Source organism: Methylobacterium nodulans ORS 2060, from assembly GCF_000022085.1.
Lineage (GTDB): Bacteria > Pseudomonadota > Alphaproteobacteria > Rhizobiales > Beijerinckiaceae > Methylobacterium > Methylobacterium nodulans.
This window is the reverse complement of the sequence record NC_011894.1, coordinates 4,530,284-4,542,473: the sequence shown is the minus strand read 5'-3', so window position 1 is coordinate 4,542,473 and position 12,190 is coordinate 4,530,284. Positions and strand designations below refer to the sequence as shown.

12 protein-coding genes are annotated in these 12,190 nt (G+C 68.5%); 7 read left to right on the top strand and 5 right to left on the bottom strand.

Features of this window, described 5'->3' with window-relative positions; genetic code table 11:
- The first annotated feature begins 126 nt into the window (after positions 1-126).
- From MNOD_RS21145 to MNOD_RS21135, 3 genes are all read left to right on the top strand, one after another.
- Entirely contained in the window at positions 127-738 is a 612-nt protein-coding gene (locus tag MNOD_RS21145) for an invasion associated locus B family protein (protein ID WP_015930995.1), read from the top strand.
- Between the two features lie 91 nt (positions 739-829).
- Positions 830-2,125 (top strand): dual-specificity RNA methyltransferase RlmN, encoded by a 1,296-nt coding sequence (gene rlmN, locus MNOD_RS21140; protein ID WP_015930994.1) that lies wholly within the window; start codon positions 830-832, stop codon positions 2,123-2,125.
- Between the two features lie 15 nt (positions 2,126-2,140).
- Positions 2,141-2,656, top strand: coding sequence for a hypothetical protein (locus MNOD_RS21135; protein WP_015930993.1), 516 nt, complete (start codon positions 2,141-2,143; stop codon positions 2,654-2,656).
- Between the two features lie 282 nt (positions 2,657-2,938).
- On the opposite strand, the gene MNOD_RS21130 is transcribed toward MNOD_RS21135, so the two are convergent.
- A complete protein-coding gene (locus MNOD_RS21130; protein ID WP_015930992.1) occupies positions 2,939-3,574 on the bottom strand; it encodes a LysE family translocator in 636 nt (211 codons plus the stop codon).
- A 116-nt stretch (positions 3,575-3,690) separates the two neighbouring features.
- Between MNOD_RS21130 and ggt the strand changes: the two genes are divergently transcribed.
- The 4 genes from ggt to MNOD_RS21110 all read left to right on the top strand — a co-directional run bounded on the left by ggt (position 3,691) and on the right by MNOD_RS21110 (position 7,642).
- A complete protein-coding gene (ggt, locus tag MNOD_RS21125) occupies positions 3,691-5,442 on the top strand; it encodes a gamma-glutamyltransferase (protein WP_015930991.1) in 1,752 nt (583 codons plus the stop codon).
- 61 nt (positions 5,443-5,503) lie between these two features.
- The gene (locus MNOD_RS21120) at positions 5,504-6,082 is read left to right on the top strand and encodes a sigma-70 family RNA polymerase sigma factor (RefSeq protein ID WP_043751783.1); all 579 of its coding nucleotides are present in this window, start codon (positions 5,504-5,506) and stop codon (positions 6,080-6,082) included.
- Entirely contained in the window at positions 6,079-6,858 is a 780-nt protein-coding gene (locus MNOD_RS21115; protein WP_015930989.1) for an anti-sigma factor family protein, read from the top strand. Before MNOD_RS21120 ends, MNOD_RS21115 begins: the two co-directional genes overlap by 4 nt.
- A 73-nt stretch (positions 6,859-6,931) precedes the next feature.
- Complete coding sequence (locus tag MNOD_RS21110) at positions 6,932-7,642, top strand: Bax inhibitor-1/YccA family protein (RefSeq protein WP_015930988.1); 711 nt, start codon at positions 6,932-6,934, stop codon at positions 7,640-7,642.
- Positions 7,643-7,876: 234 nt separating this feature from the next.
- Here the strand turns inward: MNOD_RS21110 and MNOD_RS21105 are convergent, their stop codons facing one another.
- The 4 genes from MNOD_RS21105 to MNOD_RS21090 all read right to left on the bottom strand — a co-directional run bounded on the left by MNOD_RS21105 (position 7,877) and on the right by MNOD_RS21090 (position 12,117).
- Positions 7,877-9,112 carry a porin gene (locus tag MNOD_RS21105; RefSeq protein ID WP_015930987.1) on the bottom strand — a complete coding sequence of 412 codons (1,236 nt, stop codon included), beginning with the start codon at positions 9,110-9,112 and terminating at the stop codon, positions 7,877-7,879.
- Positions 9,113-9,781: 669 nt separating this feature from the next.
- Positions 9,782-10,510, bottom strand: coding sequence for an amino acid ABC transporter ATP-binding protein (locus MNOD_RS21100; protein WP_043749168.1), 729 nt, complete (start codon positions 10,508-10,510; stop codon positions 9,782-9,784).
- 150 nt (positions 10,511-10,660) lie between these two features.
- On the bottom strand, positions 10,661-11,353 hold the full coding sequence (locus MNOD_RS21095; protein WP_015930985.1) for an amino acid ABC transporter permease: 693 nt from the start codon (positions 11,351-11,353) through the stop codon (positions 10,661-10,663).
- A gap of 41 nt (positions 11,354-11,394) precedes the next feature.
- Positions 11,395-12,117, bottom strand: coding sequence for an amino acid ABC transporter permease (locus tag MNOD_RS21090; protein WP_015930984.1), 723 nt, complete (start codon positions 12,115-12,117; stop codon positions 11,395-11,397).
- Between the last annotated feature and the right edge of the window lie 73 nt (positions 12,118-12,190).

Here is a 12,190-nt window from a genome sequence, read left to right as displayed (position 1 = left end):
GTTTCCGGTCGCGGGCGGGGACCGAACGGGCGCAAGCACCGCCGCCGCCACATCGGGCCCTTGATTTCGCCTCCATCCTTCTGCGAACCGCAGGACACACCGCGGAATGATGCGTAGGATCCCCGTATGAGTCGCGCCCTCCTTCCCGTCCTCGCCCTCTCCCTCCTCGCGGCCGCTCCGGCCCTCGCCAGGCCAAAGGCCAAGCCCGAGGCCTCGGCGCCGCCGAACCTGCAGGCGAGCCCGATCGGCAGCTTCGGATCCTGGAACGTCTTCGCGGCCGGCGAAGGCAGGAGCCGGATCTGCTACGCGATCAGCCAGCCCCAGGCCCGCCTGCCGAAGAGCCTCAAGCGAGACGCCGCCTACCTGTTCGTGACCGTGCGAAAGGGCGAGCGGGTGTCGAACGAGATCGCCCTGATGATGGGCTTCGCGCCGAAGCCCGGCAGCAACCAGACGGGGGCCGGCACCGAGACCGCGGCCGCCAACGCCGCCGTGCCCACGCCCTCGGCGGCCAACGACCCGTCGCTCGCCATCGGCGCCGCCCGCTACGCCCTGGTGGTGAAGGGCACGAATGCGTGGCTGCAGAACCCGGCCGAGGAAGGCCGCGTCGTCAACGAGATGAACCGGGGCAAGAAGGTCATCGTGAAGGCCGTCTCGCAGCGGGGCAACGCCTCGACCGACGAGTACAGCCTCGACGGGTTCGGGGACGCGCTCAAGCGCACCCGCGAGGAGTGCAAGTAGGGGGCGACTTCCCCGTATTCGCGTTTCGGCCGCAAAGCGCCTATATCGACGGAAACCTGCATTCCAGAGATTTCCTGCCGAAGGTTTCCTGATGGCGACGGCGTCCCTCGACACCGCGCGGCCCGAGCGCCGCGCCGGTTCCTCTCCCCTCATCGAGAAGACGCCCGAGGTGCGCCCCGAGGCGATGGTGGCGACGGGCCGGCCGTCCCTGGTCGGCCTGACGCGCAACGCGCTGCGCGAGCGCCTCGCGGCGATCGGCGTGCCCGAGCGCGAGCAGCGCATGCGCACCGGCCAGCTCTGGCACTGGATCAACGTGCGCGGCGCCTCCTCCTTCGAGGCCATGACCAATGTCGGCAAGGCGCTGAAGGCCGAGCTTGAGCAGGTCTACACCCTCGACCGGCCCGAGGTGGTAAGCGAGCAGGTCTCGCGCGACGGCACCCGCAAGTGGCTGCTGCGCATGCCGCCGACCGGCCGCCACGACCACAATCGCGGCGCCGAGATCGAGTGCGTCTATATCCCGGCGAACGACCGCGGCACGCTCTGCGTCTCGTCCCAGGTCGGCTGCACCCTGACCTGCTCGTTCTGCCACACCGGCACGCAGCGCCTCGTGCGCAACCTGTCGGCCCAGGAGATCACCGCGCAGCTCGTCGTCGCCCGCGACCGGCTCGGCGACTGGCCCGGCCAGAGCCCGCCCAAGGGCACCTTCGTGCCCGTCGACGGCTCGCGCTTCGTCTCCAACGTCGTCTTCATGGGCATGGGCGAGCCGCTCTACAACGTCGACAACGTCATCGACGCGATCGGCGTGATGAGCGACAACGAGGGCCTCGGCCTCTCGCGCCGCCGCATCACCGTCTCGACCTCGGGCGTGGTGCCGCAATTCGAGCGGCTCGGCATCGACGCGAACGCGATGCTGGCGATCTCGCTGCATGCGGTGCGCGACGACCTGCGCAACGTCCTGGTTCCGCTCAACCGCAAATATCCGATCCGCGAGCTCCTCGACGCCTGCCGGAACTACCCGGGCGTCTCGAACGCCCGGCGCATCACCTTCGAATACGTGATGCTCAAGGGCGTGAACGACTCGGATGCCGAGGCGCGCGAGCTCGTGCGGCTGCTCAAGGGCATCCCGGCCAAGATCAACCTGATTCCGTTCAATCCCTGGCCCGGCTCGTCCTACGAATGCTCGGATTGGGAGCGGATCGAGCGCTTCTCCGAGATCGTGTTCAATGCCGGCTACGCCTCGCCGGTGCGCACCCCGCGGGGCCGGGACATCCTGGCCGCCTGCGGCCAGCTGAAGAGCGAGACCGAGAAGCTGCGCGCCCGCGCCCGGCTGATGCTGGAGGACGGCATCGGCGCCGAGGGCGTGTACGGCGCGGTGGACGACGACTGAGTTCGGGCCGGCCCCATGCGCCTGATCGGCCGCCTCCTGGTCATGGGCTTCGCGCTGCTGCTGGCGATTCCGGCCGGCGCCGCCCTGCTCGGGATCGGCACGCTCGCCGATCCGGTGCTGCGCGACCTCATCGGCCAGCTCGGCCTCTACGGCATCGAGGCGATATGGTCGGAACTCGCGGCGGGCTATCCGCCGGATGCCGGCATGGTCGAGGCTGTCCTGGATGTCGGCCGTGCGCTGCTGCTGCTGCTCGCCGTGCCGCCGGCCCTCAACGCGGTCGTCGGCGAGGTGCTCGGCTGGCGCTCCCTCGCCTGGTACGCGGGCGCGACCGGCTTCCTCACCGCCCTCCTGCCCTGGCTGATGCGCGGCACCCGTGCGGCGGGCGCGGCGGGGCCGAGCGGGATCGCGGAGGGCCGCGTCACCGCGCTGCTGTTCGTCGCGGGCGCGGCGGCCGGGCTGGCCTACTGGCTCGTCGCCGGCTGCTCTGCGGGCCGCCCGCCGGCCCCGATGGCGCTGCCCGGCCGGCGCTGAGCCTTCGTCCGACGCCGGCGCAACCGACCCTCGCGGATGAAACCATGGCTGACCGAGCGCTCCCGCCTGGGGCAGTCCCACCGGCCCTCATGCTGAGGTGCTGGGCGATCGAAGATCGCGCAGCCTCGAAGCACGCCTGAGCGCTGGTCCGAGGCTCTGGTGGATGGGAGCACCGGTCAGGCGTGCTTCGAGGCTTGCTGCGCAAGCACCTCAGCATGAGGAGCGGGGCGGCTTCCACCCACGTCGTTTCTATTTAGATGCCGCAGGGCGGCGTGGATCCGCTCACCGCGCCGTCGCCAGGATGCGCGCCGCGAAGGCACCGAACATCCCGGCAAACAGCCAGTCCATCGCCCGCAGCACCCGCGGCCGGGCCTGCAACGCGCCGGTGACCCGCTCCGCTCCGAGCACCAGCAGGATCCCGAGCGGCAGCGTCAGCCCCACGAAGGCGACGCCCAGGAAGGCGAGCTGGCCGGTCGGGTTCGGCGCATCGGCGCGCACGAATTGCGGCAGGAAGGTGATGAAGAACAGCACGACCTTCGGGTTGGTCAGGTTGACGCCGACCCCGGTCCAGAAGGTGCGCCAGACCCCGCCCTGCATCCGCTCGGCGCGCACACGAAGCGCCGAGCCGTGCCGCAGGGCATCCAGCGCGAGCCACGCGAGATAGAGGGCCCCCACCAGCTTGAGTACCAGGAAGGCCGTGGCCGAGGCGGCGAGCAGCGCCGAGACGCCGAACGCCGCTGCCAGCGTGTGACCGAGGGTGCCGACGCTGGTGCCGAGCACCGTCGCGATGCCGGCCCGGCGGCCGGCCCCGATGGTGCGGGCGAGCATGAGGCTCATATCCGGCCCCGGCGTGACGAAAAGGACGAGGCAGGCCGCCAGATAGGCGACGAGCGTCGGGGTATCGGGAAGAAAGCTCATGGCAGCGCTCCGGGTGAGCCCTCACGGGCCCACATGCCCCAGGCCGCCGCCCCGGCGCAAGCCGAGGGTTGAGGCGGGCCGGGGCAGCCCCACCTTGACGGCAGGAGGCCCGTCCCATGCCGCTGCGCCGCGTCCTCGCGCTCCTCGTCGCCCTTACGCTCGCCGCCCCGGCCCCGGCCGCGGCGCAGGGCGCCCCGCCCGGGATGCCGGGAGCGGGCGCGATCCAGTCGGACACGGCGCGGCTGCTGCCGGCCTTCGCGCCCCACGGCATGGTGGCCTCCCAGGAGGCGCGGGCGACGCGGATCGGCGTCGACATCCTGCGGCGGGGCGGCAATGCGGTGGATGCGGCGGTGGCGGTGGGCTTCGCCCTCGCCGTGACCCTGCCGCGGGCGGGCAATCTCGGCGGCGGCGGCTTCATGCTGGTGCATCTCGCCGCCCGCAACGAGACCATCGCGATCGACTACCGCGAGACGGCCCCCAAAGCTGCGACCCGCGACCTCTTCCTCGGCCCCGATGGCGAGCCCGATCCGAGGCTTTCGACCGCCACCGGCAAGGCCGTCGGGGTGCCGGGCACCGTCCGCGGCATGGCCGAGGCCCTGTCCCGCTACGGCTCAGGCCGCTTCAGCCTCGCCGACCTGATCGCACCCGCCGAGGCGCTGGCCCGCGACGGGATCACGGTGGAGGCGGATCTGGCGGATTCGCTGCCGCGGGCCGCCGGGCGGCTCGGGCGCTGGCCGTCGAGCCGCGCCGTGTTCTTCAACGGCGACAAGCCTTTCGCCTGGGGCCAGCGCCTCGTGCAGCCGGATCTCGCCGGGACGCTGCGGCGCATCGCCGAGACCGGGCCGGACGCCTTCTACACGGGCGAGATCGCCCGGCGGATCGTCGCGGCGGTGCGGGAGGCGGGCGGCGTGATGACGGAGGACGACCTCGCGGCCTACCGGGTGGCGCTTCGCGAGCCCGTGCGCGGCACCTACCGGGGCAACGCCATCGTGGCGATGCCGCCGCCGAGTTCCGGCGGCGTGCACCTCATCGAGATCCTCAACATCCTCGAAGGCTACGATCTCGCGGCGATGGGCGCGGGCAGCGCGGAGGCGATCCACATCCTGGCGGAGGCGATGAAGCAGGCCTATGCCGACCGGGCGGCCTTTCTCGGCGATCCGGACCGGGTCCGCATGCCGGTGACGGGGCTGACCGCCAAGGCCTATGCGGACGCCTTACGCGCGCGCATCGATCCCGCCCGCGCCCGGCCGGCCGATGCGGTTCAGGCGGGCGACCCCCTGCCCTTCGAGCCCGACCAGACCACCCACTATTCGGTGGTCGACCGCGACGGCAATGCGGTCGCCAACACCACCACGCTGAATTTCTCCTACGGGCTCGGCCTCGTCGCCGCGGGCACGGGCGTGCTCCTCAACAACGAGATGGACGACTTTTCCGCCAAGCCCGGGGCGCAGAACGCCTACGGCCTCGTCGGCGGCGCGGCGAACGCGGTGGCGCCGGGCGCGCGCCCGCTGTCGAGCATGACGCCCGCCTTCGTGTTCCGGGACGGGCGGCTCCTCCTCGTCACCGGCAGCCCGGGCGGCAGCCGCATCATCTCGACGGTCCTGCAGGTCGTCACGGGCGTCCTCGATTTCGGGCTCAACCTCGCCGAGGCGGTGGCGGCGCCGCGGGTGCATCACCAGTGGCGACCGGATGCGCTCTTGGTCGAAACCGGCCTGTCGCCCGACACCCTCGCGCTCCTGCGGGCCCGCGGCCACCGGGTGGTGGTGGGATCGACCTCCGGCTCGGCGAGTTCCATCATGGCCGTGCCCGGCGGCTGGGCGGGCGCCGCCGACCCGCGCCAGCGCGGCACCCTGGCGGACGGCCCGTGAGGGATTATTCGGCCCGGCCGAGCCGTTCATTCATCAGGAGCCCTCTCGAACCGTCCGGATGATGAGACCTCGCAAACGCCTCGACGTCGTGGATCTGATCGTGCCGCTGCGCCGCTATGCGCGCGCCCTGACCCGCGACGCGACCCAGGCCGACGACCTCGTGCACGATGCGCTGCTGCGCGCCCTGGAGCACCAGGGGGCGCTGAAGAGCGGAACCAACCTGCGCACCTGGCTGATGACGGTGCTGCACAACGCCTTCATCGACGGCCAGCGCCGGCGGCAGGTCGAGGCACGCTACGCCGATACGCTGGAGCACCTCGCCGACGAGGCGGTGCCGCCGGCCCAGGACAGCCACGTGCGCCTCGCGCAGATCCGCGAGGCCTTCTCCCGGCTGCCGGAGGAGCAGCGGGCCGCCCTCCACCTCGTGACCATCGAGGGCATGGCCTACCAGGAAGCCGCCGACGTCCTCGGCATCCCGATCGGGACGCTGATGTCGCGCCTCGGGCGGGGGCGGGCGGCCTTGCGCAATTTCGAGAACGGACAGGGCCGCCTGCCGTCCGCGGAACCCGAGACGCCGCGCTCCCCGCCGCGCCTGCGCGTGGTCCAGGGGGGAAGCCCGTCCGTGGAGTTCGACTCATGATGGACCCGATCACCGAGAGCGACCTGAACGCCTATATCGACGGCCAGCTCGACCTCGCGCGACGCATCGAGGTCGAGGAGCATCTGGCCGCCAATCCCCGGATCGCAGCCCGCGTGATGGCGGATCTGCGCACCCGCGATGCGCTCAGTGCGGCCTTCGCGCCGTCGCATCCGAACCCGCAGTCGGGCCCGGTGCCCGAGCGCATCGCGCTCGCCGCGCGGCGGCTCGACCGGGCGCTGACCTGGCGGCGCATCGGGCAGCGCTTCCAGCGCGCCGCCGTCGTGGCCCTGCTCGTCGGCACCGGCTGGCTGATGCATGCCGAGACCGGCGGCTTCGGGGTGCCGGGCACCATCGCCTCGACGCATTCGCCCCCCTTCGTGGAGGATGCGATCCAGGCGCGGCAGGCCTCGCAGATCCGGGCCCGGGTCGCGTCCTTGCGGCCGACGCCGGCCTATGACCGCAGCGGGATCGAGGCCGCGACCGGCATCCACCTGCCGGACCTGCCACAGGACTGGCGGGTGCGCGACCTGCAGATCTTCCCCACCCGCTCCGGCGCGGGGGTGGAGGTGGCCATCGACGCCGCCGCGCTCGGGCCGGTCGCGCTGTTCGCGACCCGCACGGAGGACGGCGAGGCGTTGGCGCCCGAGGTGACGCGCTCGGCCGAGGCCGTGACCGTCTACTGGAAGGCGGGCCACACGGCCTTCGCCCTGAGCGGTGGAGCCGACGAGCCGGCTTTGGGCCGGGCCGCCGCGACGCTCGGCGCCCCCAAGCCCTGATCGCCCTTCCCCGTTTCCCTTCCTGTCGGGCCGCCCCGCGGCTCTGGCGGGTTCCACGCGAGGATCTTGACGCATGAACACGCCTTACGCTTGGCAGACCGGAGCGGCTTCGTCCGCGGTCGCCTTCGACGCGAGCCTGCGGCAGCACATGCTGCGGGTCTACAACTACATGGGGCTCGGTCTCGCCCTGACCGGCCTTGTCGCCTTCGCGGTGGCCTCGACCCCGGCCATCGCCCAGCCGTTGTTCGGCACGCCGCTCAAATACGTGGTGATGCTGGCCCCGCTGGCCTTCATCCTGTTCCTGTCGTTCCGCATCGAGCACATCTCGGCCGCCACCGCCCAGACCCTGTTCTGGAGCTTCTGCGGCGTGATGGGCCTGTCGCTGGCCTCGATCTTCCTGGTCTTCACCGGGACGAGCATCGCCCGCACCTTCTTCATCACGGCGGCGATGTTCGGGGCGACCAGCCTGTACGGCTACACGACGAAGCGCGACCTGTCGCAGATGGGCTCCTTCCTGATGATGGGCCTGATCGGCCTCATCATCGCCAGCCTCGTGAACATCTTCCTGGCGTCGAGCGCCCTGCAGTTCGCGATTTCGCTCATCGGCGTGGTGATCTTCGTCGGCCTGACCGCCTACGACACGCAATCGATCAAGGAGCAGTACGCAGAGCATTGGGGACAGGAGGCGAACAACAAGCTCGCCGTGTTCGGCGCGCTGTCGCTCTACCTCAACTTCATCAACCTGTTTCAGATGCTGCTGAACCTCACCGGCGAGCGGGAGTGAGCGGGCGGAGCCCCGCCTCACCCAGCCGTTCAGCCTCCGGCCGGCCCCCCGTCCTCCCGGACGGGGGTTTTGTTTGGGCCGCTCAATCGTGGGGGACGGCGATCGCGGCGAGAGACCGCCGGATCGGATCTGCCGAGCTGCCACTCCGACAGACCGGAGCGTCAGGAAGGACGAAGCCCCGCCGGGAAGAATCCGGACGGGGCTTGTGGCATGAAACCGGGTTCCCGGACGGCTTTAGAACGTGAATCCGGTCTCGATCATGTAGCGGTCCTGGGAGGTCTTGTTGCCCAGGCGACCGAAGCCGAGTCCGGCGGTGATGTCGTAGAGCTGCACGTGCGAGTACTCGCCACGCAGGAAGTAACGGCCGATCGTGAAGGTCGGCGTGATCGTGAACGACAGGGCCGAGCTGCCCGGTCCGTACAGGAGGCTGGTGATGCCGGTCAGGCGGTTGCCGGTCTGAGTCTCGTACTCGACGCGGCCGGCCAAGGCGAAGTTGTCTGTGAAGGAGTAGCTCGCCAGCACCGCGCCGCCATAGGTCGAGGCGCTCTCCAGGATCCCGATCCGCAGATCACGTTCGACGTTCGTGAACTGGAAGTACGGCGTGATGGTCCAGGGACCCTCGGAATAGGTGTAGTTGATGTTGAAGATGCCGCTGTTCTGCTGGAAGAGCGGAGTGGCGTACTGATACCGCAGGCTGCGGTTGAGCACGTTCGTGCGGTCGAAGTTGAAGCCGCCGTTGATGCCGATCGTGTTGGCATCGTCGATCTTGTAGGAGACCGACCCCGTCAGCCAGCTCAACTCACCCGAGAAGAACCCATCCGTCACCGCGACCGAGGCCGACCACGGGCCGTCCGAGAAGTTCAGCTGGATGCCGTGATTGATAATGTTCTCCTGGTTGAACAGGAGGCCGCGCGAGATGTTGAGGTTCTGGAAGGTGAACGGCGCCTCCGATCCGATCAGGGTCGGCATGCGGCCACCCTGGATCGACCACATGTCGTTGATGACGATCTTGCCGAAGGCGACCGGCAGCGGGCTGAACAGGAGGTCGGTCTGGTCGAAGGCGCTGTAGTTCACGAAGCCCAGGGCCGGAATCGCGTAGGCACCGGCCTGGATGTAGAACTGGAACGGCCCGTCAGCCTTCTGGATGAAGGCCTGAAGGTTCGAGATGTCGACGCGCGCCGCACGATCGCTCGGCAGGGGAGCCGCCGAGAAGGGGAACGGATTCGTCTGCGTGTAGGCGTAGCCCGTGAGAGCGCCGCCCACGTAGATGTCGCCGAAACCCCCGATCGTGAAGCAGGTCGGATCCGGGTTCTGCTTGATCGGGCCGTTGAAGGCAGGGAACGAGATCGTGGCCTTGCAGGCTTGCGGCGCGGAGGCCGGCGCTGGCGCGGCGGGCATATCGGCCGCCTGAGCGTAGCCGGACATCAGCGCCAGGGCAGCCATGCTGACGGGAGTGAAACGGATCGCCACGGTTCTCAAATCCAATGTCGGTCTGACTACGGCTAAGCTGACAGCGCGTGGCATGTGGCGCAAAGGCATTTTCTGAGCATCTGCATATGTTTTGAGCAAGATCACCGCAACGGCAACGATGCGTTGCGCGCACGCAACAGTAGATTTCGCATCCGCATCGGTCGATCAACTCAGAAAAACTTGCAGCAACCTGCCTTCACAACAATCTATTACCCTGGGTTATCAAATCACGTTCAATGATTTGTCGTCACTATTGTATATTAATTTTGTCCGTCGAATCGTCAAAGAGGAATTTAGGAAATTTTTAAATTGGTTATTATTGAGACCATAACGCAAACATTATTCATGGGATCGACCACGGAGGCTGCACTGACCTGACCTGCTATAATTTAGAATAGATAAAATATGGATCGCCGATGGAACGGAAGGCGGTCCCGTTCTGGCAACACTCTGCACCAGGATGAAGGAATTCACTGCAACACAATGAGGATCTTCTGAGACGCTGCGCTATCGACGACCGCTCCAGGGAGAGAGATTGCGCCTGATCCCAATCGGGTAGGGGGCTCGGCATCCGAACCCTGCGCTTGATCTGCGGCGACGATGCGCACTCGGATGGCCGCGGCCGAGCACCAGTTCCCGACCATCCGCAGCATCGCCACCCCCGAAGGCTCAATGCGACAGGATCTTCGAGAGGAAGGTCTGGGCGCGCTCGCTGCGCGGGGATCCGAAGAAGTCCTCCTTGTGGGCATCCTCGACGATCTCGCCGCGGTCCATGAAGATCACCCGGTTCGCCACCTTGCGGGCAAAGCCCATCTCGTGGGTGACCACCATCATGGTCATGCCCTCGCGGGCAAGCTCCACCATCACGTCGAGCACCTCGCCCACCATCTCCGGGTCCAGCGCCGAGGTCGGCTCGTCGAACAGCATCACGATCGGATTCATGGCCAGCGCCCGCGCGATGGCGACGCGCTGCTGCTGCCCGCCCGAGAGCTGGCCCGGGAACTTGTGCGCATGCGCCTTCAGCCCCACCCGCTCCAGCAGCGCGAGCCCTTTCGCCTCCGCCTCCGCGCGCCCGCGCCCCAGCACCTTGCGCTGGGCGAGCGTCAGGTTGTCGGTGATCGACAGGTGCGGGAACAGCTCGAAATGCTGGAACACCATGCCCACCCGCGAGCGCAGCTTGGGCAGGTTGGTGCGCTTGTCGGCGATCTTGGTGCCGTCGACGGTGATCTGCCCCTTCTGGAAGGGTTCGAGCGCGTTCACGCACTTGATCAGGGTCGACTTGCCGGAGCCGGAGGGGCCGCAGACCACCACCACCTCGCCCTTGGCGATCGAGGTCGTGCAGTCCGTCAGCACCTGGAAGTCGCCGTACCACTTGCTGACCTGATCGATGACGATCATGGGGCCAGACGTCGTGGTGACGGGCGGCGTCTCGACGAACGGCGCTGTGACCGGGCCGGAAGGAGGCGCCATCGCGGCCGTGGCCTGGGGCTCCGGGGCAGTAGCGGGAGGCGGCATCGCGGACGAGGTCATGGGACGGGCCTCTCGAGTTCAGCGGATGATGGCGATGCGGCGCTGCAGACGGCGCACCAGGGTCGAGGCGAAGAAGCAGATCACGAAATAGACCACGGCCGCGAACAGGTACATCTCGACGAGGCGGCCGTCGCGCTGCGCCACCTTGGAGGCGGCGCCCAGGAAGTCGGTGATCGACAGCACGTAGACCAGCGAGGTGTCCTGGAACAGCACGATGGTCTGGGTCAGCAGGACGGGCAGCATGTTGCGGAAGGCCTGGGGCAGGATGATGTTGCTCATGCTCTGCCAATAGGTGAGGCCGAGCGCCGAGGCGGCCGCACTCTGGCCCTTCGGGATCGACTGGATGCCGGCCCGCATGATCTCCGAGAAATAGGCCGCCTCGAACAGCGTGAAGGTGACCAGCGAGGAGGTGAAGGCGCCGACCTGGATCGGCCGGTCGGCCCCGGTGAGCCATTGCCCGATATACGGCACCAGGAAGTAGAACCAGAAGATCACCAGCACCAGCGGCAGCGAGCGCATGAAGTTGACGTAGCCCTTGGCCACCACCGGCGCCACCGGCAGGCCGGAGAGCCGCATCATCGCGATCAGCGTGCCGAGGATCACGCCGCCGAGCGCCGCGAGCGCGGTGAGCGTCAGCGTGAAGGTCATGCCCGTCAGGAACAGGTAGGGCAGCGCATTGACGATGACGCTGAAATCGAAATTGGCGAGCATCGGCTCTCACCCGCGTCGGGAAGGTGGAAGGATCGGCATCATCAGCGGGCGCCGGGGATCGCGACCTTGCGCTCCAGGAACCCGGCCGCCGTCACCACCACCAGGTTGATGATGATGTAGAGGATGGTCGCCGCCGTGAAGGCCTCGAAGACCTGGAACGAGAATTCCTGCATCGAGCGGGCGCGGGCGGTGAGTTCGAGCAGCCCGATGGTCAGCGCCACCGACGTGTTCTTGAGGTTGTTGAGGAACTCGGAGGTGAGCGGGGGCAGGATGATGCGGTAGGCGTTGGGCAGCAGCACGTAGCGGTAGGTCTGGCCGGTGGTGAGGCCGAGCGCCGTGCCGGCCATGCGCTGGCCGCGCGGCAGGGACTGGATGCCGGCCCGCACCTGCTCGGCGACGCGCGAGGCGGTGAAGAAGCCCAGGCACACCACGGCGGTGTAGAAGGGGGCATCGGGCAGCTGCTTCAGCCAGGTGCCCCAATCCTGCGGCAGCAGCTCCGGCAGCACGAAGAACCACAGGAACATCTGCACGAGCAGCGGGATGTTGCGGAACACCTCGACATAGCCGTTGCCGAACGCCTGGGCGGCGCGGTTCGGCAGCGTGCGCATCACGCCGATCACCGAGCCGACCGCGAAGGCGATGATCCAGGCGCAGAGCGCCGTGACGATGGTCCAGACCAAGCCCGACAGGAGCATGTCGGCGTAGGTGCCCGTGCCTTCCGGCGACAGATCGAAGAAGATGCTCCAGTTCCAGTTGTAGTTCATCCCACACCCCGTTGCCGCGGTGATCCCGATCCCGGCTACGCGCCGGCCCGACGTTACGCCATTTCGGGTGGGA